This window comes from Streptomyces sp. NPDC005799, from assembly GCF_040630525.1.
In the GTDB taxonomy this organism is placed as follows: Bacteria; Actinomycetota; Actinomycetes; order Streptomycetales; family Streptomycetaceae; genus Streptomyces; species Streptomyces griseorubiginosus_B.
The window spans coordinates 1-20,642 of the sequence record NZ_JBEXXQ010000079.1 but is presented as its reverse complement, the minus strand read 5'-3'; the positions used below and the strand labels follow the sequence as shown (position 1 = coordinate 20,642).

General features: G+C 68.2%; 19 protein-coding genes. 16 read left to right on the top strand and 3 right to left on the bottom strand.

Annotated elements, in window-relative coordinates; all coding sequences use genetic code 11:
* Nucleotides 1-27: 27 nt before the first annotated feature.
* The 5 genes from ABZ453_RS45900 (at nt 28) to ABZ453_RS45880 (ending at nt 5,748) form a co-directional block, all read left to right on the top strand.
* Nucleotides 28-1,332, top strand: a complete 1,305-nt coding sequence (locus ABZ453_RS45900) for a helix-turn-helix domain-containing protein (protein WP_359025252.1) — start codon at nt 28-30, stop codon at nt 1,330-1,332.
* A 93-nt stretch (nt 1,333-1,425) separates the two neighbouring features.
* Nucleotides 1,426-2,055 carry a flavin reductase family protein gene (locus ABZ453_RS45895; protein ID WP_359025250.1) on the top strand — a complete coding sequence of 210 codons (630 nt, stop codon included), beginning with the start codon at nt 1,426-1,428 and terminating at the stop codon, nt 2,053-2,055.
* 91 nt (nt 2,056-2,146) lie between these two features.
* A complete protein-coding gene (locus ABZ453_RS45890) occupies nt 2,147-3,361 on the top strand; it encodes an acyl-CoA dehydrogenase family protein (protein WP_359025248.1) in 1,215 nt (404 codons plus the stop codon).
* 139 nt (nt 3,362-3,500) lie between these two features.
* Nucleotides 3,501-4,079, top strand: a complete 579-nt coding sequence (locus tag ABZ453_RS45885) for an NAD(P)H-dependent oxidoreductase (protein ID WP_359025246.1) — start codon at nt 3,501-3,503, stop codon at nt 4,077-4,079.
* Between the two features lie 241 nt (nt 4,080-4,320).
* The gene (locus ABZ453_RS45880; protein WP_359025244.1) at nt 4,321-5,748 is read left to right on the top strand and encodes a DHA2 family efflux MFS transporter permease subunit; all 1,428 of its coding nucleotides are present in this window, start codon (nt 4,321-4,323) and stop codon (nt 5,746-5,748) included.
* A gap of 142 nt (nt 5,749-5,890) precedes the next feature.
* Here the strand turns inward: ABZ453_RS45880 and ABZ453_RS45875 are convergent, their stop codons facing one another.
* The 3 genes from ABZ453_RS45875 to ABZ453_RS45865 are packed head-to-tail and all read right to left on the bottom strand — an operon-like array spanning nt 5,891 to nt 9,606.
* A complete protein-coding gene (locus tag ABZ453_RS45875; RefSeq protein WP_359025242.1) occupies nt 5,891-7,033 on the bottom strand; it encodes a thiolase in 1,143 nt (380 codons plus the stop codon).
* Nucleotides 7,030-7,440 carry an OB-fold domain-containing protein gene (locus ABZ453_RS45870; protein WP_359025240.1) on the bottom strand — a complete coding sequence of 137 codons (411 nt, stop codon included), beginning with the start codon at nt 7,438-7,440 and terminating at the stop codon, nt 7,030-7,032. The genes ABZ453_RS45875 and ABZ453_RS45870 overlap by 4 nt, the downstream gene beginning before the upstream one ends.
* 18 nt (nt 7,441-7,458) lie before the next feature.
* Nucleotides 7,459-9,606, bottom strand: coding sequence for a CoA transferase (locus ABZ453_RS45865; RefSeq protein ID WP_359025237.1), 2,148 nt, complete (start codon nt 9,604-9,606; stop codon nt 7,459-7,461).
* Between the two features lie 261 nt (nt 9,607-9,867).
* Here ABZ453_RS45865 and ABZ453_RS45860 point away from each other — a divergent pair, with 261 nt between their 5' ends.
* The 11 genes from ABZ453_RS45860 (at nt 9,868) to ABZ453_RS45810 (ending at nt 20,502) form a co-directional block, all read left to right on the top strand.
* Complete coding sequence (locus ABZ453_RS45860) at nt 9,868-10,071, top strand: ferredoxin (protein WP_359025235.1); 204 nt, start codon at nt 9,868-9,870, stop codon at nt 10,069-10,071.
* Nucleotides 10,072-10,269: 198 nt separating this feature from the next.
* Nucleotides 10,270-11,526, top strand: coding sequence for an FAD-dependent oxidoreductase (locus ABZ453_RS45855; protein ID WP_359025233.1), 1,257 nt, complete (start codon nt 10,270-10,272; stop codon nt 11,524-11,526).
* Nucleotides 11,523-12,776, top strand: a complete 1,254-nt coding sequence (locus ABZ453_RS45850; protein ID WP_359025231.1) for a cytochrome P450 — start codon at nt 11,523-11,525, stop codon at nt 12,774-12,776. Before ABZ453_RS45855 ends, ABZ453_RS45850 begins: the two co-directional genes overlap by 4 nt.
* A gap of 86 nt (nt 12,777-12,862) precedes the next feature.
* Nucleotides 12,863-13,759 (top strand): SDR family NAD(P)-dependent oxidoreductase, encoded by an 897-nt coding sequence (locus ABZ453_RS45845; RefSeq protein WP_359025229.1) that lies wholly within the window; start codon nt 12,863-12,865, stop codon nt 13,757-13,759.
* Nucleotides 13,760-13,761: 2 nt separating this feature from the next.
* Nucleotides 13,762-14,619 carry a MaoC/PaaZ C-terminal domain-containing protein gene (locus ABZ453_RS45840; RefSeq protein WP_359025227.1) on the top strand — a complete coding sequence of 286 codons (858 nt, stop codon included), beginning with the start codon at nt 13,762-13,764 and terminating at the stop codon, nt 14,617-14,619.
* A gap of 116 nt (nt 14,620-14,735) precedes the next feature.
* Nucleotides 14,736-15,374: a TetR/AcrR family transcriptional regulator gene (locus ABZ453_RS45835; protein WP_359025225.1), complete on the top strand. Its 639-nt coding sequence runs from the start codon at nt 14,736-14,738 to the stop codon at nt 15,372-15,374.
* Nucleotides 15,375-15,592: 218 nt separating this feature from the next.
* Nucleotides 15,593-16,702 carry an NAD(P)-dependent alcohol dehydrogenase gene (locus ABZ453_RS45830; RefSeq protein ID WP_359025223.1) on the top strand — a complete coding sequence of 370 codons (1,110 nt, stop codon included), beginning with the start codon at nt 15,593-15,595 and terminating at the stop codon, nt 16,700-16,702.
* Nucleotides 16,703-16,714: 12 nt separating this feature from the next.
* Entirely contained in the window at nt 16,715-17,707 is a 993-nt protein-coding gene (locus tag ABZ453_RS45825) for an NAD(P)/FAD-dependent oxidoreductase (protein ID WP_359025221.1), read from the top strand.
* An 8-nt stretch (nt 17,708-17,715) separates the two neighbouring features.
* Nucleotides 17,716-18,045, top strand: a complete 330-nt coding sequence (gene fdxA / locus ABZ453_RS45820) for a ferredoxin (protein WP_359025219.1) — start codon at nt 17,716-17,718, stop codon at nt 18,043-18,045.
* Nucleotides 18,046-18,079: 34 nt separating this feature from the next.
* Nucleotides 18,080-19,492: an aldehyde dehydrogenase family protein gene (locus tag ABZ453_RS45815; RefSeq protein ID WP_359025217.1), complete on the top strand. Its 1,413-nt coding sequence runs from the start codon at nt 18,080-18,082 to the stop codon at nt 19,490-19,492.
* Between the two features lie 71 nt (nt 19,493-19,563).
* On the top strand, nt 19,564-20,502 hold the full coding sequence (locus ABZ453_RS45810) for an NAD(P)H-binding protein (protein WP_359025215.1): 939 nt from the start codon (nt 19,564-19,566) through the stop codon (nt 20,500-20,502).
* Nucleotides 20,503-20,642: the final 140 nt, after the last annotated feature.

The window sequence follows — 20,642 nt, the reverse complement described above, 5'->3', positions numbered from 1 at the left end:
ACGTTGACGAGGGGAAGTGCCGGGCCGATGACTGTGGAAGGGCACTGGGTCCGGCAACTGCGATCGACCCGAACCGACCTGCCTGGCCCCGCGTGCACCCCCGAGATACGGCAACTGGCCCTTGACCGGTTGGGTGAAGGGCCCCTGGCCTGGGCGATCGAGCTCGCGCTTGATATCAGCGAGAAGGTGCGCGACCTTCTGCCCCTGGGCGGTCGGGACCACGCGGTGCAGATGCTGCGGCCCAGCGCCGAGTCGTTCGTGGTCACCACGCTGCTCGCGGTGTTGTCCGGCACGCCGGTCGCATTGGGGAGAACCCGCGAAATCGAGCAATCGGTGATCGAGCTGATTCCTCGTCGCGTCCCGCTGGAGCAGAACCTGCGAGCGTTCCGCGCCGGGAACGAGTTGCTCGCGGAAGCATATCTGGGTGAGTGCCGCCGACTCGTGCCGCCGGACGAGCAAGCCGAGCACCTGGCGGTCGTGTTCTCGATCCTCTTCGAGTTCGCGAATTCGTTCCATGCGTCGATCACCGATTTCTACCTGGCGGAAGAGCGCCGGTGGCTCGCGAGCACGAATGCGCGGCGAAATCAGATGGTGCGGTCGATTCTGGCCGGCGAAGAAATCCCCGTCGAGACCGCGTCCCGAGTGCTCGCGTACGACCTGGCGGGTTCCTCGCATCTCGGCATGGTGTTCCGGCGGGGCTCGACCACGACCGGAGACAGCACTCCACTCCGTGAGGTGGCCGTGTCGATGCTGCGCGATCTGGGGGCGACGGCACAACTGGTGATGTCGGTCGACCGGACGGAAGTCTGGGCGTGGGCCTCTGTCACCCGTCAGCGGTCCACGGACGCGTCCGCCATGCCCGCTTTCCCCCATGTGCTCGTCGCCGTGGGGAAGCGACACTTCGGCCTGGAGGGGTTCAGGACCACTCATGCCGAGGCGCAGGCTGCCGCGCGCGTGGCCGAGTTGAACGCCGATGCCGTCGAGGGCGGACAGATCGTGGGCTTCCACGACGTGCGCCTGGTGGCGCTTCTCACCGCCGAATACACCGACGCGCTGAGCTTCATGCAGGACGAGCTCGGAAAGCTCGGAGAAAGCGGAGAGACTCCGCGTGTGCTGCGCGAGACGCTGCGGGCGTACCTGAAGGCCAATTGCCGGCCGCAGGACGCGGCCCGGTCCCTGTTCGTGGCGAAGAACACCGTCATTTACCGCGTCAAGCGCGCGGAGGAACTGCTCGGCCACGACATCAGGACCCGGCAGCTCGAACTGGGCACCGCGTTGCGGCTCGCGGCCGTCATCGGTCCGGACGCGGATTCTCCTGCTCCCACCACGTAACCGGTCCCCGGCGAGGCGTTGGTTCGTCGGCGCAATCGCTCACGAGCGATTTGGTGACATCGGGCAAGAGGTCGGGTCGGTACCTCCGCTTCCATGAACACATCGTTTCGTCGATGTTTACTGGAGACGCCGCCGATGTCCGAAACCACTGATCGTGAACAGGTACGGAACCACATTGGATTGATCGACGACGCCTCGCTGGAGCCGGGGTTGTCGGCCGACGGTTTCCGCGAGGCCTTCCGCAATCATGCGGGCGGGGTCGCGGTCGTCACCGCCGATGCCGGTCAAGGCCCGGTCGCCCTGACCGCGACGTCGGTGATCTCGGTGAGCGCGACGCCACCTCTCCTGCTGTTCTCGGTGTCGGCCCTCTCATCGGCGACGCCGACGATCCTCCAGTCGTCGTCCGTGGCCGTGCACCTGCTGGGGGCGGAGCAGGTCGACCTGGCGCGTCTTTGTGCGACGAGCGGAGCGGACCGATTCGCGGACACCGGCGCCTGGACCCGGCTGGCGACCGGCGAGCCGTACTTCCTGGCGGCCCCGGTGTGCATCCGCGGCGGCATCGCCGCCACGTTCGAGGCGGGAGCCTCAACGCTCGTCGTCGTCAACGCCACCCACGCGCACTATGCGCCGAAGGCTGTCGCCATCGGCGATGACGCCGCGCGTCCGCTGGTCTACCACAACCGGACTTGGCATGAGCTGACCGAACTCTCCCAAGTGTGTTGAGCGCGTAGCGGCGTTCGCATTCCCCAACGGTACGGCCGCCCGGCCGACACCGAATGAAGGCAGATCCCTGCCCGGACAAGGAGCACACACCATGACGATCAACGCTGCCAGCGCCGCGGAGGCGGCAGCCGACGCGACGGCCACACGCGAGAAGCTGGTGCTCACGGCGCGCGAGCTGATCCCCCTCCTGCGGTCGAACGCGGACCGCACCGAGCGTGATCGCCGCCTGACGGATGAGGTGACGGACGCGGTGCGCTCCGCCGGCCTCTTCCAGGCCTGCACTCCGCGTGCGTCCGGCGGATCCGGCGGAGGCGTTCGCACCCTGGTCGAGGTCACCGCCGAACTCGCCCGTGGTGACGGCTCCACCGGATGGGTCGCCTTCATCGCGAACACCACGGCGCTGGCCTTCGGACTGTTCCCCGACCACGTGCGGGCCGCCGTCTACACCGATCCTCACACCGTGGCGATCAGCCAGTTCACGCCCAATCCCACGGCGACCGAGGTGGAGGGCGGCTACCGGCTCTCCGGCAAGTGGCCGTTCGCCTCCGGCAGCCACCAGGCGCAGTGGACGCTGACCGCCTTCCGAGTGCTGGACGATGCCGGGCAGGTGCGTGAGATCCGCTACGCCCTCCTGTCCGCGGACGATCTGAAGATCGAGGACACCTGGTTCGTCGCGGGCATGGCCGGAACAGGGAGCAACACCTACATCGCGAACGACGTGTTCGTGTCGAGCGACTTCACGCTCGACTACGAGACCTTCTACGGGCGCAAGTTCGCGACCTGGCTCCCGGACGAGCCCGTCTACCGCACACCCATCGGCACCCTCGCCTGCCTGGCCATCGTGGGACCGATCATGGGACTGGCCGAAGCGGCCTGGGATTTCACCTTGGACATGATGAAGTCCGGCCGACCGATCACAGGCGCGTACGGCGACATCCGTGAGGCTCCCAGCTACCGCCTCGCGCTGGCGGACGCGCGAGCGACGATCGACACGGGCCGCTTCCACCTGCTGCGGGCGGCGGACGCCATCGACAGCGCGGCCTACGAGGGCCGAGTCCTCGATGTCAGCGAGCGGGCCGCGCTGCGCGGTGACGCGGCCCATGCGACCCGCAACTTCCGCAACGCCGTCGACATGCTCCTCGACATCGGTGGCACCCGCAGCTTCGCGCTGTCGAACCCGCTGCAGCGGGTGTGGCGCGACATCGAGGTCGCCAGCCGCCACGGACTGAACAACGTCCTCATGAACCGCGAGGAGTACGCACTCAGCCTGCTGGAAATGGATCAGGCCTTCCCCGAAGTCCTCTGAACCGTCGCTGTGTCAAGGCGCGACGCCCCGTCAGGGGTGTACGGAGCGTCGCGCCTTTCCTCGGCAGGGGAACGGTCCTCCGACACCTCACCCCCTGTGCGCCCCCCATACCTGATATCGAAGGAGCGGAGAACTACCCGTGGCCAAGCTGAAGATCATCGTCGCGAGCACGCGGCCGGGACGGATAGGCCCCACCATCGGTGAGTGGTTCGAAAGCCACGCCAAGGAACACAGCGGATTCGAGGAGATCGAGCTGGTGGACCTGGCCGAGGTGGACCTGCCGTTCATGAACGAGCCACACCACCCGCGCCTGGGCAAGTACACCCACCAGCACACCCGCGACTGGAGCGCCAAGGTCGCGGAGGCGGACGCCTTCGTGTTCGTGATGCCGGAGTACAACTTCGGCTACAACGCCGAGTTGAAGAACGCCATCGATTACCTGCACCGCGAGTGGCAGTACAAGCCGGTCGGCCTGGTCAGCTACGGCGGCGTCTCCGCGGGCACCCGGGCAGCACAGATGATCAAGCAGGTCGTGACCGCCCTCAAGATGACGCCGGTGGTCGAGTCGGTGTCGATCCCCTTCGTGCACCAGCTCATCGACGAAGAAGAGGGCCTGGTACCGAACGACGTGATGACCGGCGCCGCAACGGCGATGCTCGACGAACTCGTCCGGGTCACCGAGGCTCTGCGCCCATTGCGCTCGATTGCTGCCGGGTAACTCCCTCAAGCAAGGTGTTGTAGCCAATGTTGGAGCAATATTCTAGTATCTCATTCTAGGCAGGGTTGGGTGAGGCGGAGGCGTGCGGCTGAGAGCCGCCCGTGCGGCGCCTCCCCCTGAGATACGCCCCGCTGCCTGGTGCGACGAACGACGCCGCCCGCTTCGAGAAGGGGAACGTCCTTTGTCCGAACCGATTCCAGTCCGCGCACTCAGTCCAGTCCGCGTCGCCAGGTCGGCCTGGGTGACGCTGTGGATCGTCCTCGTCGGTGCCTACTGCGCGATTCTCAACATCACCGTCATCAGCGTGGCGTTGCCGGACATCGCGGCGCACCTGGGTGGCAACGGCGGGTCCCTCGACGTCGACTGGGTCGCGACGGCGTACCTCGTCGGCGTCGTCTTCGCACTGCCGGCCACGGGATGGGTGGCCGACCGTTTCGGCCGTCGGACCACTTACCTGGCCTGCGTCGCCGTCTTCGGTGCCGGCGCTGTCTTGTGCACGGTGGCACCCAGCATGCCGTTCCTGGTCGGTGGCCGATTCGTCCAGGGCGCGGGTGGTGGAGCATTGCTTCCCGTCGGAATGACGATCGTCCTGGAAGCTTTTCCGGCGAGCAGGCGAGGCATGGCGATGGGGGTCTGGGGCATCGGCATCGCGGGTGCCCCGGCCATGGGGCCCGCCCTGGGCGGCTGGCTGGTCACGGCCTTCGGGTGGCGATCGATCTTCGTGGTCTTCGTCGTACTGGCGATTCTGGCGTCACTCCTCGCCCTCGCGCTGCCGAAGTCCGGCTATCGCAGCCTGCGCAGGTTCGACGCGCTCGGCTGGTCCCTGGCCTCCGGGATCGCGGTCCTCGCCGTGTTCGCGATCCGCCAGGCTCCCGAACTCGGCGCCCGATCCCCGGTTCTCTGGGCAGCCGTTGCAGCGGTGACCGGGCTCTCACCGTGGCTCGTCGTGCGGTCGCTCAGAGTCAGCGACCCGATCATCGACTTTCGGATGTTCCGCAACCGGATCTTCGATCTCACGATGGTGGTGACCGCGTTCATCAACGTGGCGCAGTACGCGCGTCTCAACTTCCTGGCCGTGGAGTTGCAGACGGTCCGCGGCTTCGACGCGCAGCACGTCGGGCTGCTTCTCGCGCCGGCGGCGCTGGGTGTCGCGGTGACCGGCCCTCTCGGCGGTTGGCTGACGGACCGTGTGGGCTCAAGAACGCCGGTCGTCTGGGGACTTGTCGCGGTCGTCGCCAGCATGTGGATGCTCGCGAACCTCCGAGCCGACACCTCGTCCCTTCGGATCGCCGTCATCCTCGTGCTTCAGGGCTGCGGCATCGGACTCGCCAACATGCCCGTCAATGTCGCTTCGATGAACAGCCTTCCTCAGCGGTACGTCGCTCAGGGCAGCGCCATCGTCAATCTCACCGGCCAGTTCGCCGCGGCGGCGGGCGTCGCCGTCTTCGGCGCCGTGCTGGTGGCCCAGGTGGGCAGCGTCACGGGAGAAGGCGTCGCGGCCCATGTCGCCCAGGACGCGTACAACAACCTGTTCCTCATCGCGTTCTGGGTCGCCGTCGTCGGGCTTCTTGCGGCGACCCTCCTTCCGGGAGCACGCAGGTCCGCCGCGATCCCTCCTGCCCGTACCGCCGAGACCGAGGCAGTGACCGAGCCTCCCGCGCCGGGATGAGCTGAACCGGGTTTGCCAGGCCCTGACACAGGAGTCACGAAGTCGCCCTCCTGTCTCAGGACCTGGCGAGTTCGCGTCTCCGCACACGATGACGCGGTGCCGGTCCAAAGCGACCGGCACCGCGTCATGGGGGCGTCCCGCGTCAGGGACGGCTGCGCGCCAGAACCAGTGACCCCGCGTTGGAGAACATGCCGCCGACGCCCTGGGCGAAGCTCAGCTCGACGTCGGGGACGGGCACGGCGGCGGTGCCCCGCACCTGCCGTACCGCTTCCTGGATGGCGAACATCCCGTACATGCCGGTGTGCGTGTACGACAGGCCGCCGCCGTTGGTGTTCATGGGCAGGCGGCCGCCCGGTTCGGTGTTGCCCTCCGCGACGAACGCGGCGGCCTCGCCGGGCTTGACGAAGCCGAGGTCCTGCAGCCCGTAGAGGGGAACATGGGCGAACGCGTCGTAGATCATCAGGTGGTCGATGTCCTCCGGCCCGACCCCGGCCTCGCGGAAGGCGTCGGCGCTCGAGTCGCGGAAGGCCCGGGACGACGTGAAGTCCTCCATCTGCGACACGAGCGTGTGCGCCGAGCTCTCTCCGGTGCCGAGGATGTACACCGGCCGGGACGGCAGATCGGCGGCTCGCTCGGCGGAGGTCACGACGAGGGCTCCGCCGCCGTCCGTCACCACGCAGCACTCGGGCTGGTGGAAGGGGTACGCGATCATCTTCGAGGCGAGGACGTCCTCGACGGTGAGGGGATCGCGGCGGAACGCCCGCTCGTTGGGCTGCGCCCACTTCCGCTGGGCCACCGCGATGCCGGCCAGCTGTTCGTGGGTGACGCCGAACTCCTTCATGAACCGCAGCGCCGGCACGGTGAACATCGTGACGAAGCCGGCGGTCCCGTACGGCATTTCGAACTGTCCCATCCCGCTGCTGGCCGGGAAGACCAGCGGCGGTTCCCCGACACGGGAGCGTCCGGACTCGCCGTGCGTGATGAGCACGGCCGAGGCCATCCCCGCGGTGATGGCGGCTGCCGCGTGGCGCACGTGCAGGAAGTAGGAGCATCCGCCGACCTGGGTGGTGTCGACCCAGCGCGTACGGATGCCGAGCGCGTCGGCGACCTCGGTGGCCGCGAAGCCGGCGCTGGCGACGCCGTCGATGTCCCCGGGCGTCAGCCCGGCGTCGTGCAGGGCGTTGCGCGCCGCCTCGATGTTGAGGTGGAGCGCGGAATGGTCCGGCAGGACACCGAGGCGGTCGGTCTCCGCGGCGCCCGCGATCGCGATCGACCCCGGCTTCACGCGGCCACCTCCGCGGGTGCGAAGACCGGGACGACGATGCCGTCCCGCTCCTGGAATTGCACTTTGAGCGGCATGTCGAGGATCAGGTTCTCGGGTGTGTTCTCGATGCCGACGATGTTGGTCATCATCCGGGGCCCTTCGGCGAGTTCCACGACGGCGATCGCATAGGGTGCGTCGTCCTCGAAGCCCCGTGCCGGACGGTGATTGATGTTGTACGAGTACAGCGTGGCGTCGCCGGACACGGTGACCCACTCCACCTCTCCGTCGAAGGCGTAGGGCGAGCAGGGCCGCGGATAGAAGAAGACCTCTCCGGTGGTGACACAGCGCTGGATGCGCAGTTCGCCGCGGGCGGCGGCGTCCCAGAAAGGCTGGGTCTCGGGCGTGGGTTGAGGCTGGGCCTTGGGCATGGTGTCCTCTGGGTCGGGTTAGCGGTAGAGAGGGCTGAACTCGAGATCGAGCGGGCCTCCGGTGACGACGACTCCGTCGTTCGCCAGTGCATCGATCTGTTCGGGGCTGCGGCCGGTCTCGGTGAGCAACTGCCGTGTGTGCTCGCCCAGTCCGGGTGCGTCGGGGTGGGGATACTGGCGGGTGCGGGAGAACGCGGCGAACGGTCCGGGCTGGGTGTAGGCCTTCCCCGAGGCGCTGACGGCGCGTTGCATCAGACCGTGCTCGTGCAGGTAGGCATCCGCGCACACCTCATCCGAGGCGCGCACCCTGACCGCCGCTATGCGGTGGTTCGCGCACCAGTCGATCGCCTCGTCGGTCGTCAGGCCGGCCAGGGAAGAGACGAGGGTCGCCGGGTCGACGTCGACGGCATCGGGATCGGCCTGGACGCGTACGAACCCGTCACTGGTCGGATGGATGCGGTCGGTGACGCTCGGGCCGGTGAAGTCCTCGCCGCCGCTGACGGGTGCGGGCCGGCCGGCGTAGTCGGTCAGCGCGCCCAACTGCAGGAAGGCGGACGTCGCCGCCAGGGATGTCGACAGCTGGCGGACGGTGCCGAAGCGGGCCCGGTCGAGCAGTCCGAGGACCGCGGTGAGCGCTCCGACCACGGCGGTCGTGTGGTCGTTGACCGGCAGCGACAGCACCACCGGTTCGCCGGAGCCGCCCTGCGCGGTCATGATTCCGGCCGCTGCCTGCAGGACCGTGTCGTAGCCCGGCCGTGCGGCCAGCGGCCCGCTCTCGCCGTAGGCGGTCACGCCGACGCTGATCGTGCGCGGGTTCAGTGAGGCCAACCGGTCGAAGCCGAGTCCGAGACGCTCCATGACTCCGAGCCGGAAGTTGTTCAGTACGACGTCGCTGCCGCGCACGATGTCGTCGAACGCGGTGCGGCCGGCTGCCGTGGTCAGGTCGACGGCGAGGCTTCGGGTGCCGCGGTTGTAGACGAAGCCGGTCATCCGCCAGGGATCGCCGTCCGGCGGTTCCACTTTGACGACGTCGGCGCCCAACTCGGCCAGGAGCCCAGCCGCGTAGGGGCCTGCGACGAACGTACCGAGTGATGTGATGCGTGTGCCGTCGAGCGGACCGCGCCCCCGTGATGTGGCCGGCGCCGCGGCATCGGTGTGGCGCTCGCTGACCGAGGCGATCGGCACACCCGGCATCCGCACGCGGCCGAACAGCGGGTGGACGATCTCCCGGACCATGCCGATGGCCTCCAACTGGGGCCCTGAGAACCACTCTTCGCGGCTCTGCACGATGGTGCAGGGGATGTCCGCGGCTTCGAGGGCGGCGATCCAGTCGTCGGCCGGTTTCGACGCGAAGTACTTCACGAAGTGCTCGCGCACCCACACGTGGTTGCCGGGGTTCCACAGTGCGTCGAGTCGTCCGCCGACACGGGGATCGTCCAGGAGGTGTAGCGATCCGGTCGCCTCCAGCGCGGCCCGGGCGAACTTGGGGCCCAGGGCACCGACGAACACCCACCGGCCGTCCGCGGCCTGGTAGCGCGTGTAGAGCGGGTTGAGTCCGCCCGGGCCGATCGCGCGTGAGGACTCCGGCGCGCCCTCCTCCCGCGCGTACAGGAAGCCGATGAAGACGTTCGCGGCGTGGACACCGTTGACCTCCACGGTCTGGCCCTGTCCGGAGGACTCGCGTTCGAGGAGTGCGGCCGTCACACAGGTGGCCGCCCACACGCCCTGGACGACGGTGATGTACGGGTAGACATGGTCGACCGGTCTGCCGGAATACGAGGCCTGGACGGCGGCGAACCCGAAGTACGCATGGAGCAGTTCCGCCGATTCCCGACCGCCCGCCCACGGTGTCCGGTCGGCTGTACAGGGCGGTGTGACAGCCACGATCAGCCGGTCGGGGGTGTCGGCCGGTACATGGTCCGGATGATCGACGAACAGGACGTCGGCGCGGGTGAGTTCGTCGGCGGACACGGCACCGGCAGGCGGGTGGTGCCTGATGGTCTTGGCATGGTCGGCGAAGACGTACTCGGGGACCGGCACGGTATCGGCGCCCGGCGCCTCGAACCGGACGACGTCGGCGCCGAATTCCGCCAGCAGGCCGCTGGCGAGGCGACCGGCCAGGCCGGCGGTGAGGTCGAGAATGCGGAGTCCTTGGAGCGGCTGCATGGGGCGTCCTCCGTGGTGACCGTGGGTCGACTGGGGAGCCTGGGCGATCGGCGAACGCGACGGCGGGCCGCGTGTACGGAACCCAGCTTCTAGAATCGCGCTCTGATATTGGCATGGGGGAGTGGGGCAGTCAACAGGTGGGCGGCACGCGTCTGACCTGGTACGGTCACCGGGATAGTAGAACAGCCCTCTAATACCGCGGACTGTCCAGTCGTAGAGGAAGGGGGTGTCCTGCGTGCGATCGAAGTGTGCGGGAGCCCGATGAACAGCTACCGCGTCGAAGTCGACGCTGATCAGTGCATTGCGGCCCACCAGTGCTCGGCGGTGGCGCCGGCGCTGTTCGACCACGACGAGTACGGCGTCGTCACGGTCAAGGACCAGGCGCCGACCGAAGAGCATCGCGAGTCGGCCGAGTACGCGGCGCGGATCTGCCCGTCCCAGGCGATTCGGGTGCTTCCGCGCTGACCCTCGCGCCGGTTGCCGTGCGCCGAGCCGACATGACCTGGGTCGGCTCGGCGCACGGCACCGCGGCAGGACGCCCTAATCCGCTGTGAGTCGACTGGTTGACTAGAGTGACGTTCTAGTATTCAATTCTGAAACTGCTGGATGCGACACGAGGACGGGCGGACGTCACACGGCCCGGCGATGGGAAGGCACGGCTTGATGGAGACCGTTGTCATCGTTGGTGCCGGCCAGGCCGGCATCCAGGCCGCGGCTTCGGCCCGAGAGCACGGATATGACGGCCGGCTGGTCGTGCTGGGCGGTGAACCCCATGCGCCTTACCAGCGGCCGCCCCTGTCCAAGGAACACCTGCGCGACGGCGTGGAAGACCAGAGGCTGGCGCTGCGCCCACCGCGCTTCTACACGGACGCCGCCGTGGACGTCCGCACCGGAGTGCCGGTGACCGCGATCGACCGGACGGTCGGCGAAGTGGTGCTGGCCGATGGTGAACGAGTGCCCTACGACCGTCTGCTGCTGGCAACAGGCGCCAGCCCGCGTGAACTTGGGATCCCCGCGTCGCCCTCGGGCGTCATGACGCTGCGGCACCTGGGGGACGCGAGCCGGTTGCGGAGCCTGGCAGCCGACGCGGTCCATGTGGTCGTCGTGGGCGCCGGATTCCTGGGGCTCGAAGTCGCCTCGACGATGCGGGCGTTGGGCAAACAGGTCACCGTGCTCGAGGCGGGGGACCGCGTGCTGGGCCGAGGCGTGTCGAGCACAGTGGCCAATGCCCTGGAACGTGCCCATGCGCGGGACGGCGTGCGCATCCGGCTGAACGACTCGGTGCGCGCTTGGCAGACCCGAGGCGATGGCCGCGTCGGTGGGCTGGTGACCACCGACGGCCGGTCGCTGCACGCGGACTTGGTGGTTGTCGCCGTCGGAGTGCGGCCGAACGTGTCGCTGGCGGAGTGCGCGGGACTGCCGACGTCCGACGGGATCATCGTCGGACCGGACCTGCTGACCAGCGATCCGTGTGTCGCCGCGGCGGGCGACTGCGCCCGCGTCATCGATGTGGCCGCCCATGTGACGATGCGGCTCGAATCCGTCCAGAACGCGGCCGATCAAGGGCGCGTGATCGGTGCCTGGCTCGCCGGCGCACCGGCGCGGAGGTATGCGGCGGTGCCCTGGTTCTGGAGCGAGCAGGCCGGCCGGCGCCTCACCATCGCCGGGCTGGTCGGTGCGGCCGACGAGATCGTCACCCGCGGCGATCCGGACGCCGGCCCGTTCACCGCGTTCCACCTGCGCGACGGAAATCTCGTCGCCGCCGAATCGATCGACGCGCCCGCCGACCACATGGCGGCGCGCCGGCTCCTGAGTTCATCCAGCGCACGCGCCGACGGCATCGATCGCGAGCTGCTGGCCGATCCGAACGTCAACCTCCGCGCCTACGCGACGCGCCGAGCCGAGGAGACCGTCCGATGACCACGACCCAGTACTCCGATGTCAGCGAGATCGACCTCAACGACATCAGCCTCTGGACCACCGACCCGCATCCGGCACTGCATTACCTGCGTGAGCACGACCCGGTGCACTGGTACGAGGCCGACCCGGCCAACCCCTTCGCCAACCACTCGTTCTGGATGCTGACACGGCACAGCGACATCGTCCATGTCTCGCGCCACCCGGAGCTGTTCTCCTCGGCACAAGGCATATCCGAGGCCACGCTCGACATGCCCACCGGCGAATTCGACACGTTCGCGATGCTCGCCGCCGACGATCCGTATCACGGGTGGATGCGGAAGCTCGTGAGCGCGGCCTTCACCGCGAAGCTGATCCGCGACTCCGAGCCGTACATCCGGGAAAGCACCATCGCCGTGCTGGACGAGGTGGCCGGACGTCGTGACACGTTCAACTTCGTGCACGAGGTGTCGGCGAAGGTGCCGATCCGCGTCATCGGTGACATTCTCGGTGTCCCCCGCAGCGACCAGCACCTTCTGACGGAGTGGACCGACGCGGTCTCCGATCTCGACGACCTGACCATCGACTTCGAGAGGGGCACCGCACACTCGGCGAAGGCCAAGGCGGCGGTGGCCGACATGTTCGCCTACCTGGAACGCATGCAGCAGCTGAGGGCCGACTCGCCCACCGAGGACCTGGTGTCCAAGCTGATGGGTGCCGAGATCGAAGGGGAACGGCTCAGCTGGCAGCAGCAGCGGGAGTCGTTCTTCATCCTCGCCACCGCGGGCAACGAGACGACCCGCAACACCACCACCGCGGGCGTCCGCGCGCTGGCCGAACACCCCGACCAGCGCCGTGAGTTGATCGAGGATCCCAGGCTCATCAAGGACGCTGTCGAGGAGATGCTCCGCTGGGGGACCGTGGTGTCGCACTTCCGCAGGACCGCGACACAGGACACGGTGGTCGGCGGCAAGCGCATCGCCAAGGGCGACTGGGTCGTCATGTACTACAGTGCCGCCAACCGTGACCCGAGCGTCTTCCCCGACCCGGACAGGTTCGACATCCACCGCAAGCCTACCGAACACCTCGCCTTCGGTGGCGGCGGCCCGCACTTCTGCCTCGGTGCCCCGCTGGCCCGTCTGCAACTGCGCGTGATGTTCGAGGAGCTGCTCAAGCGGTTCCCCGACTACCGCCTGGACGGCGAGGCGGTGTTCAACCAGAGCAACTTCTTCCATGGCATCAAGTACCTGCCCGTCCGGCTCCACCCCGAGTGAGCGGCAGCGTCCCCGCCGGACGGCGCCTCGGCAGCCCCGGACACCACCAAACCCATCGGCGTATCATTGCCCACGGAAGGAAAAGCATGTCAAGCAGCTTGGCAGGCCGCGTCATCGTCGTGACCGGATCCGGGCGGGGGCTCGGCCGGGAACACGCACTCCTGCTCGCGCGCGAAGGAGCGTCGGTGGTCGTGAACGACCTCGACGAGGACGGCCGCGGACCCGCGCACGACGTCGTGGACGAGATCCACGCGCTGGGCGGTGAGGCCGTCGCCGACTCGCACTCGGTGACCGCCTGGGACTCGGCCGCCGAGATCGTCGGCACCGCGGTGTCGACCTACGGCCGGCTCGACGGCGTCGTGTGCAACGCGGGATTCCTGCGCGACCGCATGCTCGTCAACATGAGCGAGGCCGAGTGGGACGACATCATCAAGGTCCACCAGTACGGCACCTTCTACATGCTCAGGCACGCCGCCGAGCACTGGCGCGGACGCCACAAGGCGGGCGAGAAGGTCAACGCCTCCGTGGTCACCACGACCGCGATCTCCGGACTGCACAGCAACGTCGGACAGGTCAACTACGGGGGCGCCAAGGCGGCCATCGCGCTCATGACGATCTCCGCGTCCCGCGAACTCGAACGCTACGGTGTGCGGGTCAACGCCATCTCACCGGTGGCCGCGACGCGTCTGACCATGGGCAGCCCCGGCAGCGGTCAGCACATGGGCTCGGACGACTCGATGGCACCGGCCCATGTCTCGCCCCTCGTCGCCTGGCTCCTCAGCCCGGAATGCACTTCCAACTCCCAGGTGTACGGCGTCTTCGGGCGCCAGATCCACCGCTACACGGCCTGGACGCCGGCCGAGTCCGCGCACGCCGACGAGGACTGGACCGTCGAGTCGGTGGCCGCCGCGCTGCGCGGCTGGCCGGACCACTACGAACCCGGGTTCATCCCCGGCATCCCCCAGCCGACACCGGCGAGCTGACCATGCCCGTCAACGACGACCTCGTCGGCCGCGAGCTGCCCGCACTCCAGGGCAGCTGGAGCGGCCGTGACACCCGCCTCTACGCGGTGGCCGTGGGCGCGGGAGCGGACGACCCGGGCCGGGAGCTGCACTTCACCACGGAGAACAGCAAGGGGATCACCCAGCGGGTGCTGCCGACCTTCGGCGTCATCGAGGGCTGCCGGGTCGGTGTCGGCGGCCTCATCGATCAACTGGACGACGTCGACCTGTCGCGGATGCTGCACGGCACCCAGCAGGTCGAGCAGCACCACGAGCTGCCGGCGTCGGCGCAGGTGATCACCTCGGGCCGGATCAGTGGAGTCTGGGACAAGGGCAAGGCGGCCGTGATCGAGAGCGAGGTGACGACCTCCGACGCCGAAACCGGTCAGCCGTACGTCACCTGCCGCCAGTCCCTGTTCTTCCGCGGCTACGGCGGCTGGGGCGGCGAGCGGGGACCGAGCGGCGCCGCCCCGGCACCGGAGTCCAAGCCGGACCGCACACTGCGGGCCACCACACGCCCCGACCAGGCACTGCTCTACCGCCTGACCGGTGATACCAACCCACTTCACTCCGACCCGGCCTACGCCCGCGCGGCCGGATTCCCCCGGCCGATTCTGCACGGCCTGTGCGCCTACGGGATCGTGGGCCGCCTGCTGCTGAACGAGCTCGCCGACAGCGACCCGGCCGCCTTCCGCAGTTTCCGCGGCCGGTTCTCGGCACCGACCTACCCCGGCGACGACCTCGTCGTCTCGGTGTGGAGCGAGGGCCGCGAACATCGCGTCGTCGTGGACAGTCAACGAGGGGAGCGGATCCTTTCCGACGGCCTGTTCGTCACCGCCTGAGGCCGTGCCACTCGCTTCCCCGATCGTGTGAGTGTCACGCGGGAGTAGACTCACCCGAAGTGATTCGACCAGGTGACAGGGGTCGACCACGTGATTGCGAAGGATGGGGCCCTATCGTGAGCCATGCATCGGCTTCCCGCGCGTCGGCCGGTTCCGCCGCCGGAAGCGGGGAACGAAAGTCCGAGTGGCGCCGATCGGCCGAGACGAAGAAGGCCGTACTCGACGCCGCTCGCCGGCTGTTCAACGAGAAGGGCTACGACGGCACGAGCATCGACGACATCGTCACCACGTCCGGGGTGAGCGTCGGCAGCATCTACCACCAGTTCGGCGGTAAGAAAGAGGTCTTCCGGGCACTCGCCGACTCATCGCTCGACCGGCACCGGGCCGTCTCGGAACGCGCCACCAAGAAGGCGGTGGCCGCCGGCGAGACGGATCCGCTGCGGCTGTACGTCGCGGGCGCCAAGGCCTACCTCCTGGACACCTGGAGAAACCGCGACATCGATCGCGTACTGATCCTTCTCGAAGGGCCGGCCCCCGAGGCCGCGAGGGCGCGCGAACAGCGGGCGAACTTCCTGCGGGGCTCGCTCGGCATCACCATTGGTGATCCGCCGCTGCCCGAGGCCACCGGATACGCCCTGTACGGACTGCTCTTCGGTGCCGCGAACCACCTGATGAGCATCGAGAACCGGCGCACTGCCGTCGCGGTCATCGACTACTTCGCCGAACTCATCCTCAAGATGGGCGAGGCCGAGTAGCCGACCTTCGGTCGCCGTTCTCACCGGCGGTCCAGCTCCTCACTGTGCGCACCACCGTGCGCACAGGCCGGGCTGGGCCGCCGTTGTCTTTTTCCGCTCCCCTGACTCCAGCCTTCTGACTAGAACAATCCTCTAGAACATGACTCTGACAACACTTCCAAAATAGAGCGACATTCTAGTACGGTATTTCAACCGGCTCGAAACGTTGGGAGACGACGGTGTCTGCTCAGGTTCAGTTGCCCTCACAGGTCCAGGCCGCGATCCTCCGGGACACGAACGAGGACTTCAGTCTGGAAAAGCTCGAGCTGTCGCCACTTGGCCCGCTCGACGTGCTGGTGAGAATCGCCGGCGTCGGCGTCTGCCACACCGATCTGGTGCTCCGGGGACCCATCGGCGAACCGATGCGTCCGATCGTGCTGGGTCACGAGGGTTCCGGGATCGTGGCCGCCGTCGGCTCGCAGGTCAGCAAGGTCGCCGTCGGAGACCCGGTCGTCATGAGCTATGACAGCTGCGGCGGATGCGGCAGCTGCCGAAGCGGCAGGCCGTACTATTGCGCCACCTGGTTCGACCTCAACAACGGCCCCGCCCTGTCCCGTGAGCACGCCACGCTGACCGACACCGGCGGCCGACCGGTGAACCACACATGGTTCGGGCAGTCGTCCTTCGCGGACTACTCCGTGGCGAGCCAGAACAACGTGGTCAAGGTCGCATCCGAGCTGCCGCTGGAGATCCTGGGCCCCCTGGGCTGTGGCTTTCAGACCGGTGCGGGAGCGGTCGTCAACGTCCTCCAAGTCCGTCCAGGACAGTCGTTCGTGGTCTTCGGCGCGGGCGCGGTCGGGCTCGCCGCGGTGATGGCCGCCCGGATCTGCGGGGCGGGCGCGGTGATCGCGGTCGATCTGGTCGAGGAGCGCAGGGAGTTGGCGCGGGAGGTCGGTGCGACGCACGCCCTCGACGGTGCCTCTCCCGACCTGCCCGACCAGCTCCGGCGGATCACCTCCGGCGTGGACTGCGCCTTCGACACCACCGGCAGGCCGGCGGTGATCGCCACCGCCGTCAGCGCCCTGGCCCAGGGCGGCACTTGTGCTCTCGCGGCCCTGGGGGAGGAACTGCGGCTTCCGGCCGAGCAGATCGTCTTCGGGCGCCGGGTGACCGGAGTCCTCGAAGGCGACGCCGTCCCCGACGTCTTCATCCCCCAGATGATCGAGTGGTGGCAGGCAGGCGTGTTCCCCTTCGACAAGCTGATCCAGCGCTTCTCGCTGGACAGGATCAATGAAGCCGCCGAGGCCTCCGACAGCGGGCGAGTCGTCAAGCCCGTCCTGATTCCCTAGGGCTGGCACACCGTGACAGCCATAGAACGTGATCTCCTCATCGTCGGCGCCGGGCCGGTGGGCCTGTTCGCCGCCTACTACGCAGGTTTCCGCGGCCTCACCGTCGCGATCGTCGACTCCTTGCCCGAACCGGGAGGGCAGGTCACCGCCCTCTACCCGGAGAAGCCGATCCACGACATCGCGGGCTTCCCGTCGGTGCGAGGCCGGACGCTCGTCAAGAACCTCGTCGAGCAGGCCGCCCGCTTCCAGCCCACCTACGTGCTGGCCGAATGCGCGACAGAGCTGACCCGGCTGCCCGACGGCACCCTGCGCGTGAGCACGGACGCCGGCACGACCTTCCACACACGTGCGGCCGTCATCACCGCCGGCATAGGCACGTTCACGCCTCGCCCGCTGGAGGCCGGACAGCATCTCCTCGGCCGCGGGGTCTCCTACTTCGTACCCGATCCAGAACAACACCGCGATCAGCACGTCGTCGTGGTCGGAGGCGGGGACAGCGCCTGCGACTGGGCCCTCGCCCTCGAATCGATCGCGCGCAGCGTGACCCTGGTCCACCGACGCGCGGCCTTCCGCGCGCACGCCCACACCGTCGGCCAGTTGGCGGACTCGACCGTCGATGTCATCACCGACGCCCAGGTCACGAAGGTGCACGGAAACAACCGCGTCGAGAGGGTCACGATCACCGGCTCGGACGGCACACAGACCGAGAGGAACGCGGACGCCGTAGTCGCCGCCCTCGGTTTCAAGGCGAACCTCGGGCCACTGCGCACCTGGGGACTCGAACTCACCGACAACCGCTACATACGCGTCCAGGACACCATGCGGACCAGCGTGCCAGGGCTGTTCGCGGCGGGGGACATCACCGACTACGGCGGCAAAGTACGGCTGCTCGCCGTCGGTTTCGGCGAAGCGGCGACCGCCGTCAACCACGCGGCGGTGCACATCAACCCCGACGAAACACTCTTCCCGGGGCACTCCACGGACACACCGGCCGGTACGGCCTAGGAGACGACATGACTTATGTGATCGGCCCCGCCTGTATCGACGTCATGGACAGGTCCTGCGTCGACGAGTGTCCCGTCGACTGCATCTACGAGGGCGAGCGAAAGCTCTACATCAATCCGGCGGAGTGCATCGACTGCGGCGCCTGCAAGTCGGTCTGCCCCGAGGAGGCCATCGACCTAGACCGGCTCCTCACCGGCGACCAACGCGCCTTCGTCGCGGACAACGCCCGCTTCTTCAGCGAGCCGCTACCGGGTCGCGATGCCGCCGTCGGAGCGCCCGGTGGTGCCGGCGACTTCGGTCGGATCGGCGTCGACACGGACCTGGTGGCCGGCTACTGACGCAGCCGACCCCACCCACGAAAAGGGGCACACCATGACCGAATCAGTGATGACCATCAACGGCGAGGCCGTCACCGGGGACCGCACGTTCGAGGTCATCGACCCCGCCACCGGCACCCCCATGGGGGCGGCGCCGCAGTGCTCGCCGGCCCAGCTCGACCTCGCCATGGGATCCGCCCAACGCGCCCTGCGGCCATGGGCGTCCGACCACGAGACGCGGCGCAAGGCCATGCACGAGGCCGCCGAGCTCATGCGACGGGCCGCCCCGGAGCTCGGCCCGCTCTTCACACAGGAGCAGGGCTCCCCGGTCCAGGCAGCCGTAGGACAACTCATGATCTCCGCCGACTGGCTCGACTACTTCGCCGACCTGGAACTGCCCGCCAAGACCGTGCGCACCTATCCGGACCGGACAATAGAGGTCTCCCGCCGCCCGGTCGGCGTGGTCGCGGCGATCACCCCGTGGAACGCGCCGGTCCTGCTCGCGATGTGGAAGATCGCACCCGCGTTGGCCGCGGGCGCCACCATGGTCCTCAAGCCGTCCCCCTACACACCCCTCACCACCCTCGCGCTGGGTCAGGTGTTCTCCGCCGCGCTGCCACTGGGCGTACTCAACATCGTCAGCGGCCTCGAACCCCTGGGCCAGCAGCTCGTGTCGCACCCGACCCCACGCAAGATCGCCTTCACCGGCTCGATCCCCACAGGCAAGGCAGTGGCCGTCGCCGCCGCCGAGGACCTCAAACGCGTCACGCTCGAGCTCGGCGGGAACGACGCCGCCATCGTCCTGGACGACGCCGATATCGACCGTATCGTCGAGCCGTTGTTCTTCTCGGCCTTCGCCAACTCGGGCCAGATCTGCGAGGCGACCAAACGCGTCTATGTTCCCGAGCGCCTGTACGGCAGGCTCCTTGACGCGCTGGCCGACCGCGCCCGCTCCGCCCGGGTCGGTCACGGCCTCGAGCCCGATGTCGAACTGGGGCCGTTGACCACGCACTTCCAGCGTGATCACGTGGAGGATCTGGTCCAGGACGCCAAGGCCGGGGGCGCGACCATCGCGGCCGGCGGGCACCGCATCGCGGGTGACGGGTACTTCTTCGAGCCGACGATCATCGGCGACGTCGAGGACGGCGTCCGGATCGTCGACGAGGAGCAGTTCGGCCCCGCCCTTCCCGTCATCGCCTACAAGGACGTCGACGAGGCCGTCCGGCGCGCCAACGCGACGATGTACGGCCTGGCCGGCTCGGTCTGGTCGAGCGACCTGGACCGGGCCCGTGCCGTCGCGGTCCGCCTCGAAGTTGGCCGAGTCAAGATCAACGGGGGTGGTCTGCCGTCTCCGGAGGCACCGTTCGGCGGCGTCAAGTGGAGCGGCGTCGGCGTCGAGAACGGGCCATGGGGCCTGGAGGAATACACCGATCTGCACGTCACCGAAATCGGTGCCGGCGCGCAGTGAGCCGACAACCGCTCCCGAGCGGACCGCGTCAGGCACCAGTGCGACCCACACCAAGTCACATGGGAGGCTCAATGACAGGCAGCGACAACAACAAGCCCATCCCGCGCAGCGTTCTCATTTTCGGCGCCGCCGGGCACATCGGCGGGCCGCTCGCGGACTTTCTTCACCGCGAGGCACCGCAGATCAAGCTGCGCCTGGTGAGCAGCAGGCCCGAAGGCATCGAAAGGCTCCGCGCCACTCGCCCGAACGCCGAAGTGATTACCGCGAACTACCTGGATCTCTCCTCGCTGGAGGCCGCGGTGGACGGGATCGAGGGCGTCTTCGTCAACAGTCCACCCGAGATGGACGAGCAGACCGCCATGACGAACCTGGTGACCGCCCTCAAGAAGGACGGCAGCCTGATTCACCTTCTGCGTACGGTCGGTCTGCAGCCCGAGGCCAACTACCGGCGCCTGCCCCCGGCCGTACGGGAGGCGAAATTCGGGCTCCCCATGCAGCATCCCGGTGTGAAGAGGATCCTCGACGAGAGCGATCTGCCGGTCACCTATATGAACCTCGGCGCATCCTTCATGGACAACTTCCTCTGGATGAAGGGCGGCCTGGTCCGCGAGCGCAAGCTCATCTGGCACAACCGCCTCATTCCCATGATCGACCCACGGGAGATAGCCGAAGTCGCGGGACGTCTGTTCCTCTCCGACAACCACCGGCACATCGGCCAGTTCCACACCCTCAACAACGGACATGACCTGCTGCGCTACAGCGATGTCGCCGATCTCATGAGTGAGGTCTTCGGCGAGAAGATCACGCACGACGGCAGCCTGGAGGCCTTCACCAAGGAGTACGGCCCCCAGTTCGGTCCGAAGCTCACCGAAGTCTGGAACTTCTTCGAGTACGAGCGGGCGAACGAGGTCGTCTGGGCCCGCAACGACTTCGTCGAGCGCATGCTCGGCCGCAAACCGCGGACCCTGCGGGAGTGGCTGGAGGAGCACGCAGAACTCCTGCTCAAGTAGGCGCACCCACGGACGCGGCCGGTGTTCATCGTCGTACGACACAGGAAACAGGAAAGGAAGTGACAGCCGTGAAGGCGATCCAGTACGAGGAGTACGGCGGACCGGAGGTACTTCGGTTCGTGGAGAGGGAGGAGCCGCAT

Coding starts and splice junctions, on each gene's coding strand:
- ABZ453_RS45895 (WP_359025250.1), top strand. CDS start 1,426: ATGAACACATCGTTTCGTCGATGTTTACTGGAGACGCCGCCGATGTCC.
- ABZ453_RS45860 (WP_359025235.1), top strand. CDS start 9,868: ATGAACAGCTACCGCGTCGAAGTCGACGCTGATCAGTGCATTGCGGCC.
- ABZ453_RS45890 (WP_359025248.1), top strand. CDS start 2,147: ATGACGATCAACGCTGCCAGCGCCGCGGAGGCGGCAGCCGACGCGACG.
- ABZ453_RS45840 (WP_359025227.1), top strand. CDS start 13,762: ATGCCCGTCAACGACGACCTCGTCGGCCGCGAGCTGCCCGCACTCCAG.
- ABZ453_RS45855 (WP_359025233.1), top strand. CDS start 10,270: ATGGAGACCGTTGTCATCGTTGGTGCCGGCCAGGCCGGCATCCAGGCC.
- ABZ453_RS45815 (WP_359025217.1), top strand. CDS start 18,080: ATGACCGAATCAGTGATGACCATCAACGGCGAGGCCGTCACCGGGGAC.
- fdxA (WP_359025219.1), top strand. CDS start 17,716: ATGACTTATGTGATCGGCCCCGCCTGTATCGACGTCATGGACAGGTCC.
- ABZ453_RS45850 (WP_359025231.1), top strand. CDS start 11,523: ATGACCACGACCCAGTACTCCGATGTCAGCGAGATCGACCTCAACGAC.
- ABZ453_RS45900 (WP_359025252.1), top strand. CDS start 28: ATGACTGTGGAAGGGCACTGGGTCCGGCAACTGCGATCGACCCGAACC.
- ABZ453_RS45810 (WP_359025215.1), top strand. CDS start 19,564: ATGACAGGCAGCGACAACAACAAGCCCATCCCGCGCAGCGTTCTCATT.
- ABZ453_RS45865 (WP_359025237.1), bottom strand. CDS start 9,606: ATGCAGCCGCTCCAAGGACTCCGCATTCTCGACCTCACCGCCGGCCTG.
- ABZ453_RS45870 (WP_359025240.1), bottom strand. CDS start 7,440: ATGCCCAAGGCCCAGCCTCAACCCACGCCCGAGACCCAGCCTTTCTGG.
- ABZ453_RS45845 (WP_359025229.1), top strand. CDS start 12,863: ATGTCAAGCAGCTTGGCAGGCCGCGTCATCGTCGTGACCGGATCCGGG.